The sequence below is a fragment of the Ensifer sp. NPDC090286 genome (assembly GCF_044769565.1).
GTDB lineage: Bacteria > Pseudomonadota > Alphaproteobacteria > Rhizobiales > Rhizobiaceae > Ensifer.
Map to the genome: position 1 here is coordinate 877,142 of NZ_JBIVYF010000002.1, position 16,578 is coordinate 893,719.

Annotated in this window: 17 protein-coding genes; 4 read left to right on the plus strand and 13 right to left on the minus strand. The window is 63.2% G+C overall.

From position 1 onward, the window contains the following. Positions 1–122 precede the first annotated feature (122 nt). The gene (locus ACIQUG_RS14195; RefSeq protein ID WP_402322582.1) at positions 123–761 is read left to right on the plus strand and encodes a LysE family translocator; all 639 of its coding nucleotides are present in this window, start codon (positions 123–125) and stop codon (positions 759–761) included. A gap of 22 nt (positions 762–783) precedes the next feature. Here ACIQUG_RS14195 and ACIQUG_RS14200 read toward each other — a convergent pair whose 3' ends face one another. The 7 genes from ACIQUG_RS14200 to ACIQUG_RS14230 form a co-directional block, all read right to left on the minus strand. After that, positions 784–2,001, minus strand: a complete 1,218-nt coding sequence (locus ACIQUG_RS14200; protein ID WP_402322585.1) for an MFS transporter — start codon at positions 1,999–2,001, stop codon at positions 784–786. Positions 2,002–2,106: 105 nt separating this feature from the next. Next, a complete protein-coding gene (locus ACIQUG_RS14205; RefSeq protein WP_402322588.1) occupies positions 2,107–3,897 on the minus strand; it encodes a dipeptide ABC transporter ATP-binding protein in 1,791 nt (596 codons plus the stop codon). 32 nt (positions 3,898–3,929) lie between these two features. Further along, positions 3,930–4,292: a Rid family hydrolase gene (locus ACIQUG_RS14210; RefSeq protein ID WP_402322591.1), complete on the minus strand. Its 363-nt coding sequence runs from the start codon at positions 4,290–4,292 to the stop codon at positions 3,930–3,932. 21 nt (positions 4,293–4,313) lie between these two features. Next, positions 4,314–4,673, minus strand: coding sequence for a RidA family protein (locus ACIQUG_RS14215; RefSeq protein WP_052201732.1), 360 nt, complete (start codon positions 4,671–4,673; stop codon positions 4,314–4,316). Between the two features lie 34 nt (positions 4,674–4,707). Next, positions 4,708–5,562 (minus strand): ABC transporter permease, encoded by an 855-nt coding sequence (locus ACIQUG_RS14220; protein ID WP_402322596.1) that lies wholly within the window; start codon positions 5,560–5,562, stop codon positions 4,708–4,710. Between the two features lie 5 nt (positions 5,563–5,567). Further along, positions 5,568–6,572, minus strand: a complete 1,005-nt coding sequence (locus tag ACIQUG_RS14225; RefSeq protein ID WP_402322599.1) for an ABC transporter permease — start codon at positions 6,570–6,572, stop codon at positions 5,568–5,570. 79 nt (positions 6,573–6,651) lie between these two features. Then, positions 6,652–8,169: an ABC transporter substrate-binding protein gene (locus ACIQUG_RS14230; protein ID WP_197067118.1), complete on the minus strand. Its 1,518-nt coding sequence runs from the start codon at positions 8,167–8,169 to the stop codon at positions 6,652–6,654. Positions 8,170–8,353: 184 nt separating this feature from the next. Here ACIQUG_RS14230 and ACIQUG_RS14235 point away from each other — a divergent pair, with 184 nt between their 5' ends. Further along, positions 8,354–9,040 carry a TetR family transcriptional regulator gene (locus tag ACIQUG_RS14235; protein WP_402322603.1) on the plus strand — a complete coding sequence of 229 codons (687 nt, stop codon included), beginning with the start codon at positions 8,354–8,356 and terminating at the stop codon, positions 9,038–9,040. Positions 9,041–9,065: 25 nt separating this feature from the next. Here the strand turns inward: ACIQUG_RS14235 and ACIQUG_RS14240 are convergent, their stop codons facing one another. Continuing rightward, a complete protein-coding gene (locus ACIQUG_RS14240; RefSeq protein ID WP_402322606.1) occupies positions 9,066–9,680 on the minus strand; it encodes a DUF2306 domain-containing protein in 615 nt (204 codons plus the stop codon). A gap of 147 nt (positions 9,681–9,827) precedes the next feature. Between ACIQUG_RS14240 and ACIQUG_RS14245 the strand changes: the two genes are divergently transcribed. After that, positions 9,828–10,745: a LysR family transcriptional regulator gene (locus ACIQUG_RS14245; RefSeq protein WP_402322609.1), complete on the plus strand. Its 918-nt coding sequence runs from the start codon at positions 9,828–9,830 to the stop codon at positions 10,743–10,745. A 71-nt stretch (positions 10,746–10,816) separates the two neighbouring features. On the opposite strand, the gene ACIQUG_RS14250 is transcribed toward ACIQUG_RS14245, so the two are convergent. Then, positions 10,817–11,302, minus strand: a complete 486-nt coding sequence (locus tag ACIQUG_RS14250; RefSeq protein ID WP_402322612.1) for a hypothetical protein — start codon at positions 11,300–11,302, stop codon at positions 10,817–10,819. Between the two features lie 139 nt (positions 11,303–11,441). Between ACIQUG_RS14250 and ACIQUG_RS14255 the strand changes: the two genes are divergently transcribed. Then, entirely contained in the window at positions 11,442–12,026 is a 585-nt protein-coding gene (locus tag ACIQUG_RS14255; protein ID WP_402322615.1) for a TetR/AcrR family transcriptional regulator, read from the plus strand. 72 nt (positions 12,027–12,098) lie between these two features. Here the strand turns inward: ACIQUG_RS14255 and ACIQUG_RS14260 are convergent, their stop codons facing one another. From ACIQUG_RS14260 to xsc, 4 genes are all read right to left on the minus strand, one after another. Further along, entirely contained in the window at positions 12,099–12,563 is a 465-nt protein-coding gene (locus tag ACIQUG_RS14260) for a hypothetical protein (protein ID WP_402322618.1), read from the minus strand. A gap of 99 nt (positions 12,564–12,662) precedes the next feature. Continuing rightward, positions 12,663–13,673 (minus strand): phosphate acetyltransferase, encoded by a 1,011-nt coding sequence (pta, locus tag ACIQUG_RS14265; protein ID WP_402322621.1) that lies wholly within the window; start codon positions 13,671–13,673, stop codon positions 12,663–12,665. After that, a complete protein-coding gene (locus ACIQUG_RS14270; RefSeq protein ID WP_402322624.1) occupies positions 13,673–14,710 on the minus strand; it encodes a YeiH family protein in 1,038 nt (345 codons plus the stop codon). The genes pta and ACIQUG_RS14270 overlap by 1 nt, the downstream gene beginning before the upstream one ends. Positions 14,711–14,785: 75 nt before the next feature. Continuing rightward, positions 14,786–16,561, minus strand: coding sequence for a sulfoacetaldehyde acetyltransferase (gene xsc / locus ACIQUG_RS14275; RefSeq protein WP_402322627.1), 1,776 nt, complete (start codon positions 16,559–16,561; stop codon positions 14,786–14,788). Positions 16,562–16,578: the final 17 nt, after the last annotated feature.

Sequence of the window (16,578 nt, forward strand, 5' to 3'; positions counted from 1 at the left end):
GGATACATCTTCGATTGCCCGGCGGAGCAGGCAGGAGCGGCACGCGCCCGATCGAGGAATGACGCGACGCATTTCATAATCACCCCGCGCTGGCGGCAGCGCTGCTATGAGAGGATAGCGACATGCATGAAGTTGCAATTCTTGCCTCCATCCTGGGCGTCTTCCTGCTTGGGGCCATGAGCCCCGGCCCGAGCTTCATCGTGGTGTCGCGGATCGCGATCGCGCGGTCGCGCGCCGATGGATTAATGGCAGCGGTCGGCATGGGCATTGGCGGCTTTTTCTTCGCCTGTATCGCGGTCGCCGGCCTCACGGCGATCCTTCTTCAGGTCGAATGGCTCAACATCCTCCTGAGGCTCGCCGGCGGTGCCTATCTCGTCTGGATCGGCATCGGCATCTGGCGGGCAGCGCCGCAGACGATAACGATTGCAGAGACGCCCGCAGACCAGCCGAGCACCCTCTGGAAATCCCTGCTGCGGGGGCTGTTCGTTCAGGTCTCCAACCCGAAGACGGCGATCTTCTACGCCTCGATGTTCGCTGCGCTGTTGCCGTCGCCGGCGCCCACCTGGATGCTTCTGGCCCTCCCCCCGCTGCTCTTCATCAACGAGTTCCTGTGGTACGCGATCGTCGCCCTCGGCTTTTCCTCCCATGGGCCGCGGGTCGTCTACCTGCGCTCAAAGACCTGGATCGACCGCGCCGCCGGCGCAGTGGTGGGCGCACTCGGGCTGAAGCTGATGACGGATAGCGCACGAACGATCGCCTGACGCGCTTGTTCGCAGCGTTGCCTTATCCGAACGACCGGTCGGTGCTGGTCGTCGCCTGTGCCAGTGGTATCGCGGCTGCATAGCCTCGCGGTGCAAGGCGCGCGGTGAGCGCGGCTGCGATGAGAATGGAACCGAGGTGCCACTTCCAGCCGGCGGCAAAGCTTCCGGTCAGATCGTGGAGTGCGGACACGATCATCGGCGGTGTGGCCGCCAGCAGGAAACCACCGCCTTGCATCACGGCCGAAAGCGCAGTTGCCTGTGCGGGGTCGGCCAGATGATCGAGCGCGACCACCATCGACAGGGCGAAGCAGCCGCCGAGCCCGGCGCCGGTCAGCGCGACGAACGCAAACGGTGCTGCATGCGGCGCGAAGGCAAAGCCCGCAAAGCCTGCGAACTGGCATCCAAGCGTGAACCACAGCCACGGCCGCCGGTCCATCCCGTTGCGGCAGGCCAAGACCGGCAGGATGAGCGCAGCCGCCGCCTGAAAGACCGCCATGACCGCGAGCAGACTGCCGCTCGCCGAAGCGCCCCAGCCAAGCTGCTGGTAGTGTGGAGCGAGCCAGACCACCACCGAAGTATAGCCGCCATTGACCAGACCGAAGAATACCATGAGCAGCCAGGCCCGCGGCTTCGTGAGCAAGTTTCGGACGAGGTTGCCTTCCGGCTTTCGCGGGCCGTCGCTGGGAAGCGCGACCCAGGCAACAGCGACGGCGACAACGCCGAGCGCTACCAGCGAACCGAGCCCGATGCGCCAACTGCCGGTCAAGTCCGCGATGACAGGAGACGCCTGCGCTCCCAAGGCGCCGCCGCCCAGCAGCATCGCCGAGTAGAGCCCGGCGATCGGGCCCGCCTGATCCGGAAACTGCCGTTTGATGATGCCAGGAAAGACAGCCTGGACGACCGCGACACCCGCCCCGATCACCGCAGCGGTGGCAATCATCATCCAGCCGCTGGAAACGAAGAGACGCATGATCGTCCCGAGACTGATGGTGGCGAGCGCAGACAGGATCACCGGGCGTGTGCCGGCGATCCGCTGCAGACCCGGACCAAGGAAGGCAACGCAACCCATCAGCACCATCGGCACGAATGTCAGCATTGCCAGTCCATAGGGGCCGAGGCCGGTACCGGCACGAATACTCTCGGCCAAAGGCCCGACACTTGCGATAAACGGGCGAAGATTGAGACCGACGGCCGCCACGGCGACCAAAAAGACCCAACGCAACCTGCCCTGGCTCTGCATATGTTTTCCTGTCGTCGAATTGTTGCCCGATACGGGAAATCCCGTATCGAACGATGTTTGCGGGCCTCCGGAAGGATCGCCCGATATTCGAGGCTGGGTGCCCTCTCAGGCTAGCCGCGCATAATGCTCAAAACCCACCGCCTTCAAGGCTGGCGTCTGGTGGACGTAGCCGGGCGGACGGATCGGGCTGCGCAGTTCCCGCGCGCCGAGGGTTCGGCTGCGACGTTGATCGGGATGCACGATCGGCACTGCGGACAACAGTTGCTGTGTGTAGGGATGAGCCGGCGAACCGAGCACGGCGTCGCGCGGTCCGATTTCGATGATCTCGCCCAGATACATGACCGCGATGCGGTCGCTGACGCGCTCGACCACGGCCATGTCGTGCGAAATGAACAGGACGGAAATCCCGAATTCCTCCTGGATCTCCGCAAGCAGATCGAGGATCTGCCCCTGGATCGAGACGTCGAGCGCCGAGACCGGCTCGTCGGCGATGATCACCTTCGGATTGAGTGCCAGAGCACGGGCAATGCAGATGCGTTGCCGCTGGCCGCCGGAGAACTGATGCGGATAGAGGCTCGCCTGCGCCCGGGTGAGCCCGACGCGTTCGAGCAGGCTGTAGACCCTGTCGCGGATCTGCGACGGGCTGCCGACGCGATGGATGCGCAGCGGTTCGGCCACGATCTGCTCCACGGACATGCGCGGATTGAGCGATGCATAGGGATCCTGAAACACCATCTGGATGCGCTTGCGCATCTCGATCATTTCGGTCGCCCCGACGCCCTCCAGGTTGCGGCCCTGAAGCAGGACCTCGCCGCCATTCGGCTGGATGAGCCGCATGATGCTCTTGCCGGTCGTCGATTTTCCGCAGCCGCTTTCGCCGACCAGAGACAGCGTTTCCTTCTCGCGCAGATCGAAGGACACGCCTTCGACCGCATGGACATTTGCGACGATGCGCTGGAACATGCCTTGGCGCACGGCAAAGCGCGTGACGAGGTTGCGCACACTGAGCACGACGTTCGGATCGGCCTTGTCCTGCGCTGCCGGCGTCTCGGGAACGGCTTCGGCCTGGGCCGAGCCCTCCTGCCGGGCCTGAAGCTTTGGCGCGGCATCGAGCAGGCGGCGCGTATATTCGTGCTTCGGCGCATTGAAAATCTGATGGATTTCACCGCTCTCGACCACTTCGCCCCGCAGCATGACCACCACCTTGTCGGCGATCTCGGCCACGACGCCCATATCATGGGTGATCAGCAGGATGGCCATTCCGGTCTCGCGTTGAATGACTTTCAGCAGTTCCAGGATCTCGGCCTGCACCGTGACGTCCAGTGCCGTTGTCGGCTCGTCCGCGATCAACAGGTCCGGCTTGCAGAGGATGGCCATGGCGATCATGACGCGCTGGCGCATCCCGCCCGACAATTCGTGCGGATACTGTTTCAGCCTGCGCTCGGGTTCGGGGATACGCACCTGTTGCAAGGCATTCAGCGCGATCCCGTCGGCCTCCGCCCGGCCGATCCTGCGATGCTTGACGACGACCTCGGACAATTGCTGGCCGATGGTCAGCACCGGATTGAGCGAGGTCATCGGCTCCTGGAAGATCATCGCAATCCGGTCGCCCCTCAAGCCCTGCATCCGGGCCTCGTCAAGGGTGAGGAGATCGGTCGAACCGCCTGATTTCTCGCTGAGAAAGGCGCTTCCGCCGACGATCTCCGCACCCATGTATTCGACGAGCCGCATGACGGATTTGGCCGTGACCGATTTTCCCGATCCGGACTCACCGACGATCGCGACGACTTCGCCGCGGCCGATCGCGAGATCGATGCCCTTGACGGCAAGCACGCCGTCCGGTGTTCCGCGGAACTTCACCGCGAGATCGGAAATCCTGAGCAGGTCTTCAGTCACGTTCGCCTCCAGATCGACGCTTTATTTCCAGGTCAGCACGCAGCGTAGGCGCGGATTTCCACAGCGCAGTCGCGGCGCGCCGCATGCCCTGTCACGACGGAAAGTGCCGGAACGCCTTCCGGATCGATCCACTCGTTCCAAAGCTCGCAAAACGCCGGGTACTCGCTGATGTCGAACAGCCAGACCTGCACCATCAGGATCTGCTTGCGCGACGAGCCGACGCTTTGGAAATACTCCTCGATGGCGTTGAGGATCTGCAGCGACTGATCCCTGAGGTCGCCGGTCTTGTCCGGTGCGGTAAGGCATACGGAGGCGAGCGTGTCCGACGCCTTGCCGAGGCAGATGCGTGGCTGATGGCCGGCGCCATCCTTCTTGCCGAGTTCTCTGAGTTCCATGGGGTTCTCCTTCGCAAGCAATCAGGCGCGATAGGCGATGACGACCGCCTCGACGAGAACGTCCGAACGGTAAAGCTCGCCGCTGACGCAGGTGCGTGCCGGCGGGTGAGCCGGGTCGGCCCATTCGTTCCAGACGGAGTTCATGGCGCCGAAGTAGCGCATGTCCTTCAGCCAGATGTGCACGACGAAAATCGACTTGTGGTTCGAGCCGGCCGCCTCGAGCAGGCGATCGACGCTGCGCAGGACTTCTCGCGTCTGCTCCTTGATGTCGCCGCTGGTGTCGTTGGCGTGCACGCCCGACAGGAAGACCATGTCGTTGTGAACGACAGCCATGCTCTTGAGAGCGCCGTCCGCCATCGAGGTTTCGATACGTTCAACCAATGGAATATTCCTTCTTTTCGTGTGTTCCGAACCGTCAAGCGCGGTTCAGGCGGGGATCGAGGTGCGTTCTGAGCACATCACCCAGGAGGTTGATGGCGAGAACGGTGACGAAGATGCAGAGGCCCGGAAACAGAGCCATCCACCAGGAGGTGCTGATGTAGGCGCGCGCATCCGACAGCATGCCGCCCCAGGTCGGGGTCGATGCCGGTACGCCGAGGCCGAGGAAGCTGAGGCTCGATTCCGCGATGATCGCGGTGGCCATGGCAAAGGTCGCGACGATCAGGGCCGACTGGATGAGGTTCGGCAGAATATGCGTGCGCAGGATCCGGCTGTCGCTGGCGCCGAGCGAACGTGCGGCGGATACGAATTCCCGTTCGCGCAGGGTCAACGCCTCTGCCCGGGCAAGCCGGCAATAGGGGATCCAGCGCTGCGACGCGAGCGCAACGATGAGAATACCAAGGCCCTGGCCAAGGAAAGCGACGATCGAGATCGCAAGCAGCAGCGGCGGGAATGCCCAGACGACTTCCAGAAACTTCTGGATGAGCGAGTCCACCCGCCCGCCGTAATAGCCGGAGACGACACCGAGCGTCACGCCGACCACGCCGGAGAAGAGAACCACGGCAACGGCGATCAGCAGAGAGACGCGCGAGCCGTAGATGATGCGGCTCATCATGTCGCGCCCGACGTGATCGGTGCCCAGGAAATGCGGACCGGTCAGTTGCGGTGGCGTCATCGCGAGCATCAGGTCCTGGCGGTTTGGGTCGAACGGCGCAAGCAGCGGCGCGAAGGAGGCAGCCAGTAACAGCAGAGCGATGACGACGAGGCTGAAGGCGCCTTTCGGCGATTTCAACGCTTGCAGGAGCTGTCGAGTTTTGGAGGAGCGAGCCATCCTAGTCACCCCAGACGGATGCGCGGATCGACGACGGTGTAGATCATGTCGATCGCGAGGTTGATGAGAACGAACAGCGTCGTGTAGACGAGCACCAGGCCGGTGATCAGCGGGAAGTCGCGGAACGAAATCCCCTGCAGCAGCAGGTAGCCGATGCCAGGCCAGGCAAAGACGGTTTCGACGATGATGGCGCCGCTGATGAGCGTGCCGAATTCGAGGCCGATGATGGTGATGACGGCAATGAGCGCATTGCGGAAAGCGTGACGCCAGAGCACGACGCGTCCGCTCATGCCCTTGGCGCGGGCGGTCATGACGTAGTCTTCCTGCAGGTTCTCCAGCACCGAGGCGCGGGTGATCTGCATGATGATGCCGGTCATGTTGGTGCCGAGCACGATGACAGGGAGGGTCAGATGGCGAAGCGCGTCCCAGAGCGCATCCCAGCGGCCGGCAATGATGGCGTCGATCGTCAAAAATCCGGTGACCCGTTCGACGTTCAAGCCCCAGGTTTCGCGGCCGCCTGAGGGCAGCAGATTGAAGGTTCCGGCAAAGAGCAGGATCAAGAGGATACCGAGCCAGAAGTTCGGCAGGCTGATACCGAAGAATCCGCCGATCGAGCCGACTGTGTCGACAAGGGAATTCGGCCGGCTGGCCGCCCAGACACCGAGCGGAAGACCGATGGCGACGGCCAACAATGTTGAATAGATGGCGAGTTCCAGGCTTGCCGGCAGGCGTGCCAGGATTAGATCCATGACCGGTTCGCGGTAGCGGAAGGATTGCCCAAAGTCTCCCATCACCGCGTTCTTCACGAAGGTCAGGTACTGGATATAGATCGGCTGATCGAGACCCCAGGCCGAGCGGATCGCCAGCCTGACCTCCTCGGTCGCCTCGTCGCTTACCAGCATGTCGACCGGATCGCCGGGGGCGAGCTGGACCAATGCGAAAATCAGAAGCGAGACCATGAACAGCACCGGAACGGTGCCGGCCACGCGTCTCAGCGTGTAGCCAAGCATGGGAAATCCTTGGAACTCTTGAGGGAATAGGCGCCGGGGCGCGCTTGCGAGCGTCCCCGGCGTGAAGGGATGGCCGCGGCTATCTCAGGTGGATTTCCCAGCCGTTGACCCGGTCAGCCTTGCTCGGCTTGTAGTCGACGCCCTTGGCGACACCCCAGGCAAGCTTGTGCAGCCACAGGAAGCAGGCCGGCGCGTCCTCGGTAATGGCCGCCATCGCCTTGGAGAGCATGGCCACCCGCTTGGTCGGGTCAAACTCCTGGCGCTCGGCCTGAAGCAGGGCATCGACCTCCGGGTTGGAGTACTTCAGCCGCGGCGAGGCGTCGGTCTCGAAGTACTGCGCGAGCGCCGGCGACGGATCGAGCATGTTGCCGCGGCCCATGTAGTAGAATGGCGTTTCGCCGCGCTGGACATTGGTCCAAAGCGTTGCCCATTCGGGTGACTGCAACGTCGCCTTGAAGCCTACCTGTTCGAGCATCGGAACGATCGCTTCGGTGATCTGGCGATCGGCGGTGTAGCGACCGACCGGCGTATAGAGATCGACGGCAGTACCGACCGCACCGGCCTCTTCGAGCAGCTTTTTCGCCTTTTCCGGATCGAAGTTCATCGGCGACGCGTAGTCGGGATCGAAGCCGAGCTGGCCGTCGCCGACTGGACCGTTCAGCAACGTCACCTGATTGCCGAGGATGGCGCGGGCGATGCCCTCGCGGTTGATCGCATGGCAAACCGCCTGGCGTACCTTCGGATTGTCCCAGGGCGCGGTCTTCGGGCTCATCGCGATGAACATCGCTTCGGCGGAGTCGACCATCTCGGCCGTCGCGTTCGGCAGTTGCTGTACACGGTTGACGAGCTGCGGGGGAATGCTCTGGGCGATCTGCACTTCGCCATTGGCGAGCGCGGTCACGCGCTGCTCCGGCTCGACCATCATGCGGTAGATGATGCGCTTCGGATTGGTCGGCTGGATCATCGGGTGGCCATCGACCCGTTCGATGACGATGTGGCTGCCGATACCGACTTCGACGAGCTTGTACGGTCCGGCGCCAACGGGATGCTCGCGGTCGGCCGCCTTGGCGCCGTACTCGTCGTAGATCTTCTTGGACGTGATCTGCATCGTCGCCAGGTAGTTCGGCAGCGTCGCCATCTTCTGGGTCGTCTTGATGCGCAGACGGCGTTCGTCAAGCGCCTCAGCCGAAGCGATGTACTGGACCGAAGCTTGCGACATGCTCTCGGGATCGTTGCGCGACCGCTCGATCGAATGGATCACGTCCGCGGCCACCACGGGATCGCCGTTGTGGCGCTTCCAGTCGGAGCGCAGCGTCAGGATCCAGTTGAGATCGTCCTCGGGCTCCAGGCTCTCGGCGAGGAACGGAACGAACTTTCCGGCCTTGAAATCCCACGTCGTGAGGCAGCCATAGACCTGGCACCAGATCGAGCCGATGAGGACCACCGAGTCGGCGTATGGATTGTTACCGGTAATTCCCTCGGTGATCGCAACGGTGATCTGATCCGGCTGTTGCGCCTGTACCTGTTGCGCAAGCCCCCCAGCCATGACGGCAGTTGCGCCGCTCAACAGCAGAATTCTCTTGATTGCCTTGAACACAGTTCCCTCCCCTTCTCCGCCCCCTTAGCGGTCGGCGGTCTTCATTTTTTGCTTCCTGCCATGCAAAAAGCGTCTCCTCTATTTTTGTAAGTATGCTATTACTTACTTGGTTGTCAATTGTCTCGATGGCCATTTGCGATAGAAAGATCCTGCCGCGGTTGGCACGACAAAAGGTGGATGCAGAATGCGTGACGCAGACAACAGTGATCACCAGCCCGGCGAAACAGGCGGCCCGCGCTCGCGCAATGCGCAGGCGACGCGCAAATCCATCCTCGATGCGGGGATTGCGGAGTTTTGCGAGCATGGGCTGAGTGGCGCGAGCACGGCGCGCATCGTCGAGCGCGCCGGGTGCAACATCCGGATGCTCTACCATTATTTTCAGAGCAAGGAGCTGCTCTACAAGGCCGCCCTGCAGGAGGTTTACAACGACCTCCGCAGCCAGGAAGCCGGGCTGAATATCCTGGATCGTCCGCCGGTCGAAGCGATCGAGGCGCTTACGGCGTTTACCTACGACTACATGGCAGCGACGCCGACATTCATCAAAATGGTGCTGGCGGAAAACCTGCTGCAGGGGGAGTTTATCCGCGCGATCGAAAGCATCCCGCGCTCCTCCAGGCCGTTGATTGAGACCATCCAGACGCTTCTGGACCGCGGCGAAGCCGCCGGCGTGATCCAGCCGGGAATCAATGCCATGCAGCTCTACATCTCGATTGTGGCGTTGAGCTTCATCCACATTTCCAGCCGCTACACGCTCTCCGTCACCTTCGGCGTCGACCTTTCATCCGAGGCGATCGTCACCGAACGACGACAGCATGTCGTCGATCTGATCGGAACCTATGTGAAAGCGCAGCCAAGCCGACCGGCCGGGTGAGACGTTTCGGCTCAGGGCCTCACATCTATCGCTCGGTACGTGTGACGATAAACCAGTCCGCGACGAGCACGGACGTGGCGATCGAGCCCCAGATGGTGGCCACGTAGAGTTCGTCGAAGGAAATCGACGGAACGAATTGCATGAGACCGATGCCGGCGAGCAGATAGACCCTCAACAGGACGGCGGCAAAAGTCAGGGCGTAGTTGCGTATCATCCAGACGCGGTGATCGCGAAAGCGGCCTTGCCGCGCGGCGCGGTAGGCCTGCCAGCCCGAAAAAAGCCAGCAGATGACCAGCAGGCCGAAACCCATCTGGGCATGAAAGCCCGCCGTCGTCATCACCGTAGCCGAAATGGCGGCACAGCTACCGGCAAGGACGCAGAGCAGATAGAGCCTGCCCAGCTGGCGATGGGCCTTCGGCCAGCGGTTGCGTATCGCCGGCAGGAACTGAAACGGGCCGATCACCAGGGCGATGCCGCTTGGCAGGGCGTGCAAGAACAGCCATGGCAGATGCGAGGCAAACAGCTGGTTCAGCGGAATCCGGCTGTCCTGCGGCGAGAACGTCATATAGGGCGGCACGGCGTAGAGGCCGATGGCGATCGCCGAGATCGCGATGAAACTCCATCCGGTGTGTCGGCTCACGGGACGAGCGTGATCCTGGTCTGACGTTCTGACAGTGGACATGGGTTACCTGAACATTGAGTTGTGACCGTGCTTCGAAGGCATCTTGGCATTGCCGGTCATTCGAATGAAATTGTCTGATTTCCTCCAGCTGCTAGTGTGTTTTTTATGAGCACGTTCGTTTCCTGGGACCACCAGCGCGCCTTTCTGGCCGTCATCGAAGAAGGCAGCCTGTCGAGCGCGGCGCGACGGCTTGGCGTCTCGCAACCGACCGTCCGTGGCTGGATCGCCGCGCTCGAGGAGGCGCTGGACACCAAGCTCTTCAGTCGTTCGGTCAACGGCCTGACGCCCACCGAAAGTGCGCGGGCCTTGATCGGGCCTGCGCGCGCCATGTCGCTGGCGTCGGATTCCTTCGTCCGGGCGGCCACCGGCGCACCGGGCGAAATTGCCGGTACGGTGCGCCTCAGCGTTTCCGAAACCATGGCGGTGGAAGTGATCCCGCCGATGCTTGCCTCGCTGCGGCGGGCACACCCTGCCCTGTCCATCGAGCTTTACGTCAGCAACAAGCCGGCAGATCTTTTGGCCCAGGAGGTCGATATTGCCGTCAGAACATTTGCGCCGACGCAGGATGCCCTGATCGCCCGCAAGGTCGGTTCCATCCCGCTCGGCTTCTTCGCCAGCGCCGACTACATCGCGCGCCGGGGACGGCCGGGCTCCTTGGCCGAGCTCGCCAGTCACGACGTCCTTGGGCCGGATCGCTCCCTCGTCGACATGAAGATCGGCAAGAGCGCCGCGCCGGAACTACCCCCGATGCGTTATGCGATGCGGACGGATTGCCATCCCGCGCGCATTGCCGCGACACGGGCCGGCCTCGGCATCACGATCATGCAGGTTCCGATCGGAGCGAGGGACCCTGGACTTCAGCGTCTCCTGCCGGAGATCGTGGTTACGTCGCTGGATACCTGGATCGTCGCCCACGAGGATCTCAGATCGGTGGCAAGGATTGCTGCCGTGTTCGATCACCTGGTCGCAGCCTTTGCCGATTTCATCAAAGGGGATGGCAAATCTGCACGCAGCGCAAGCTGAGGTAGTGAGCGTCGACCGCAACCCTGCCGGCGGCCAGCACGGGGGCGCGGCCGCCGGCGGCTAAAGTCCGATCACCGGGTGGGTCGCCGCAACAGGTTGATCGTGTTGAGCGCGGTGACGATGGCGAGCGGAAATTGGGCAATCCCCGTCAATTCAAAGAGAAAATCGTCTGGCAACCGGTAGACCGGCTCGGGAAACAGGAACCGTGCTGCATCCGTTCCGAAGCCGAAATAGGCGATGTTCTTGATCACATGGTTCCAGCCTCCCTCATAGATACCGATCATCGCGACCGGGAAGGCGAGCACGACAAGGACCGCCAGCCACGTCGCGACACGTCCGGCCATGGTCCCGCCTTTTGACCGGCCGACGTACAGCGCGACTGTTATGATGATCGCCGCCGGCACGGCCAAATGGACGATGTGGAGGCGCCACGGTGTTTGATAGATATAGGCGCCATAGGCGTGGTGCAGGCTCGTCAGAGCGAGCAGGAGAAGCGCGCAGGCACCGGCTTTTCGAAAAGGCGAAGAGAGAGGCGACGTTGCGGAGAGTTCAACCATGGCTGTTCCTCGATGTTGACTAGACGACAATCGGCTAGCACGATCCGGAACACGGTGTTCGGAAGTTGCGAAACAGACGGGCACCACTTGTACCGAATTGGACTGGAGCGCGCGCTCGTCCGGAAAAAGGAGAGCAAACTTGGCGATCGATCGACGCGTGGCCCGAACGCGCACGGCGCTTTATGAAGCGCTTCTCGCCTTGATACGCCGCAAGCACTACGAACTGATCACCGTCGAAGACATCCTGACCGAGGCGAACATCGGACGATCGACGTTCTATGCGCACTTCACGTCGAAAGACGACCTTTTGAAACGCAGTCTGGAGCGTCTTCGCGATCTGCTGGTGACTGCAAAGGACAAGGCGATCTCGTCGGCACGCCATGAAGAAGCATGGGATCCCAGCCGCGCCTTGTTCGAGCATGTCGCCGAACACGCCGACATCCAGGTCGCGCTTGCCGGTGGACGCGGAGGCGGCATCGTGCGCGATGCGGTCGACGATGTGCTTGCGGACGTCCTTCGGCAGTCGCTCCCCGCCACGATGCATGCCGCTCTTCCCCGCGACCTCGTGATCCGCCACATGGTCTCCACGTTCAACGCCGTTCTGCGCTGGTGGCTGGAAGAGCGACCGGAAATGCCTCCTCGCGAAGTCGACGCTGCGTTCCGAAAATTGCTGCTTGATGGCCTGCCGTCGGAGACGTGCCGGCCCTTCATCATGACGTCGTGACCGGCAGCCTGCGCGCTACCGGACTTTGCTCCGCTGCGAACACGACGGGTACGCTGCGAGAAGATCGTGCGCCTAGCGGGTGCAGAGCATTCGGGCGTCGAAGGCGCTTTGCGCCTTGATGAAGCGCACCGCGACGGCATTCTTCAAACCATCCGGGTGCACTTGAAGCACGCCGTCGGCCTCACCGCCGTCGGCAGGTGTCTCGATCTGCCGAGAATTAATGAGGCCGGGCACGAGATCCACCTGTTCGACATGGCCCGGCACTTCGAAGCTGTAGACGACATCCGCCGAGACGAATTCGAGGTTTACCACTGCGCCGGCCGGAAGCGTGATCCGATCGTCGACGGCGCATTGGACGAAGGGATCATCTTCGAGACGCTGGCCCGGCTTGCGGTATTCGAGCGTGAGCGCGCCCTTGTCCGCCCTCAGGAGGATCGTGAGATCATCGCTTGACGACGCGGCTTCCTCTGCCGTTGCCATACCCGGCGATGCCAAGGCCATGGCAAGGAAGAAGGCGATCCTTGACGCCCAAGTCATTGTTCGGTCTCTCCTTTAGGCCGACAGCCGATAGACCGCTTATGGTCCAATTCGACCTAGAGGTGATAGCTTCGCGCGGCTCAATCGGCAAGGCGGCACTTAGCCGGTCGACTTTCCTCTCGATGCCTGAACGACCGTGACGGCAATCATGTGGAAGACGTCGTCGGCGTTGCAGCCGCGCGAGAGATCGTTGGCGGGCTTGGCAAGGCCTTGCAGGATCGGGCCGATGGCGGTCGCGCCGCCGATGCGCTGGGCGATCTTGTAGCCGATGTTTGCCGCATCGAGGTTGGGGAAGACGAAGACATTGGCCTCGCCATGTAGCGCCGATTGCGGCGCCTTTGCCGCGCTGACGGCCTCGACGAAAGCGGTGTCGAACTGCAATTCCCCATCGATCACCAGTCCTGGTGCCGAGGCATGGGCAAGGCGCGTCGCCTCCACCACCTTCGAGACGCGCTCGTGCGCAGCGCTGCCGGCCGTCGAGAAGGAGAGCATCGCCACCTTTGCCGGCTTGCCGGAGAGCGCTTCGTAGGAGCGCGCCGAGGTCACGGCGATATCGGCAAGGCCGGTGGCATCAGGATCCACAACCAACCCGCAATCGGCGAAGACGAAGGCACCCTTCTTTTCGTGGTGCGGCGCGCAGAGCATCATCAGAAAGAAGCTCGACACCAAGCCGACATCCGGTGCCCGGCCGATGGTCTGGAGTGCGGCGCGCACCGTATCGGCGGTGGTGGCAACCGCACCGCCGACCGTTCCGTCCGCGTGATCCTCGCGCACCATCATTGCGGCAAAAACGAGCGGCGAGCGAACGGCTGCGGCGGCCGCGGCTTCATCGACACCCTTGCCACGCCGGAGGTCGTGGTAGGCAGCGGCAAGATGCTCAGTCAGCGTAGATGAAGCCGGATCCTCGATGCGAATTTCGTCTGGGCTGCCGCCGGCGGCGTGCAGCTGCGCCGCGACGATCTCTCTGTCGCCGACGAGCGTGATCGCGGCGATACCGTCGCGCGACGCACGCAAGGCGCCTTCGACGATCCGTGGGTCTTCGCCCTCGGCGAGAACGATATGGCGCGGCGCGGCTCTTGCAGCCTCGAGTATGCGGTCGAGCGGTTTCATCAGGCGTGCCCCAGATAGTGAATGCCGACGAGGATGAAGAGAGCGATGAAGACGGTTTCGGCGACGATCAATGCGACGGCGTCGCCGCCGACGTCGAGCACGCGACGAAGTGACGTGCGCATGCCGACAGCGACGATGCCGGCGAGCAGCGCCCAGCGCGACGTCTCCATGCCGGCCTTGGCGACCATTTCCGGAACGAAACCGAAGGAATTCAGCGCCGCAAAGATCAGGAAAGCGACGACGAAGCCAGGCAGCAGCGGCGGGCGCTTGCCGGTTTCGCCTTCGGGCTGCGGCACCTTCCGCAGCGACAGGGAAAAGATAAGGACCACGGGCGCGAGCATGGTGACGCGGATCAGCTTGACGAGTGTGGCCGTCTCGCCCGCCTCCGGCGAGACCGAGAAGCCGGCGCCGACGACCTGCGCGACGTCATGGATGGTGCCGCCGAAGAAGATGCCGGTGGCGCGCGCGTCCAGCCCCATGGTCTGCGCGAGGATCGGATAGGCGATCATCGCAAGCGTCGAGAGCACCGTCACCGAGAGCACGGTGAAGATCAGATTGCGCTCGGAAAACTCGTTCTTCGGAAGAACGGCGGCGATCGCCATGGCCGCCGAGGCGCCGCAGATCGCAACCGAGCCGCTGGTGATGAGCGCCAGTCGCCAGCCACGGCCGAGCAGTTTTGCGGCAAGCAGCCCGAAGCCGATGGTCGCGGCGATGGCCGAGATGAGCAGCAGGATCGTGCTTGCGCCAAGGCCGATCAGGAGGTCGACGCTGATGCGCATGCCGAGCAGCGCCACGCCGATGCGCAGCACCTTTTTGGCGCAGAAATCGATGCCGGCGACGCAACGCCCTTCCTCGGACAGGAAATGAAAGGCGATGCCGAGCAGCAGCGCCATCAGCATCGCGGGCGCGCCGTAGTGATCGGAGAGAAACTGGGCGGCGACGGCCACCGCCGCGGTGACGGCGAAGCCCGGCCAATAGGCCGCAAAGCCGGAGGGCACGCTCCGGAAGCGTTCGTGGACGGAGGTGACGAAGGTCATGGTTCTGTTCCGGTCATTTGCGGGAGGCTTCGCCCCGCCCGGGTGCACCGGGCGGGGCTGGAGGTAGAGCGGGGATCAGGCCCGCTTCTGCGGACGCATGTCGGCGCGGTCGATGCCGGCAACGGGCACGGGCTTCTTCATCGCGTCGCGGCGGAAGGGTTCGCCGAGCTCCTGGTTGAGGATGACTTCGATGAAGGTCGTCACGCCCTTCTTCTGGTCGGCGATCGCCGTGGAAAGCGCCTCGGTGAGTGCCGCCGTCGTGTTGACGGCAACGCCCTTCAGGCCGCAGCCCTCAGCCACCTTCGCGTAGGAGAGGTTGGGGTTGAGCTCCGTGCCGACGAAGTTGTTGGCGTACCAGAGCGTCGTGTTGCGCTTCTCCGCACCCCATTGATAGTTGCGGAAGATCACCATGGTGATCGCCGGCCAACCCTCGCGGCCGATCGAGCCCATTTCATTCATGGAGATGCCGAAGGCACCGTCGCCAGCAAAGCCGACCACCGGCACGTCAGGGCAACCGATCTTCGCGCCGACGATCGACGGGAAGCCGTAGCCGCAGGGGCCGAACATGCCCGGCGCCAGATATTTGCGACCGGCTTCGAAGGTCGGATAGGCATTGCCGATCGCGCAGTTGTTGCCGATGTCGGTCGAGATGATCGCTTCCTTCGGCAGGGCGGCCTGGATCGCCCGCCAGGCCTGGCGCGGAGACATGCGGTTCGGCTCGCGCGAGCGCGCGCTTTCGTTCCATTCCGTGCCCGGATCGTCGTCCTCGTGGTCCATCGAGGAGAGCTGCTGCTGCCAGGCCGAGCGGGTCTGGTGGATTGCAGCCTTGCGCTCTTCGCGGCCGGTGTCGCCTGCAGTCGGGGAGAGCAGCTCGAGGATCTGGCGGGCGACCTGCTTGGCATCGCCGCAGATGCCGACCGACACCTTCTTGGTCAGGCCGATCCGGTCGGCGTTGATGTCGACCTGGATGATCGAGGCGTTCTTCGGCCAGTAGTCGATGCCGTAGCCCGGAAGCGTCGAGAACGGATTGAGCCGCGTGCCGAGGGCCAGCACGACATCGGCCTTGGAGATCAATTCCATCGCCGCCTTAGAGCCGTTATAGCCGAGCGGGCCGACCGAGAGGCGATGGCTGCCGGGGAAGGCGTCGTTGTGCTGGTAACCGCAGCAGACCGGCGCATCCAGACGCTCGGCGAGCTTCATGCTATCGGAGATGGCGTTGCCGATGACGACGCCGGCGCCGTTGAGAATGACCGGGAACTTCGCTTCCGACAAAAGCTTGGCGGCTTCGGCGATCGCCTGCGGGCCACCCGCCGGACGCTCGAAGCGAACGATCGCCGGCAGATCGACGTCGATCACCTGGGTCCAGTAGTCGCGCGGGATGTTGATCTGAGCCGGAGCACAACCGCGCCAGGCCTTTTCGATGACCCGGTTCAGCACTTCGGGGATACGCGAGGGATCGCGCACCTCTTCCTGGTAGCAGACCATTTCCTCGAACATCGCCATCTGGTCGACTTCCTGGAAACCGCCCTGCCCGATCGTCTTGTTGGCCGCCTGGGGCGTGACCATCAGAAGCGGCGTGTGGTTCCAGTAGGCGGTCTTGATCGCGGTGATGAAGCCGGTGACGCCGGGGCCGTTCTGGCCGATTGCGACCGACATCGTGCCGGTCGCGCGGCTGAAGCCATCGGCCATCATGCCGGCATTGGTCTCATGCGCGCAGTCCCAGAACTTGATGCCGGCCTTCGGGAACAGGTCCGACACCGGCATCATGGCCGAGCCGATGATGCCGAAGGCATGTTCGAGGCCATGCATCTGAAGAACTTTGACGAAGGCTTCCTCGGTGGTCATTTTCATGGGGTGGTTCCTTTCCT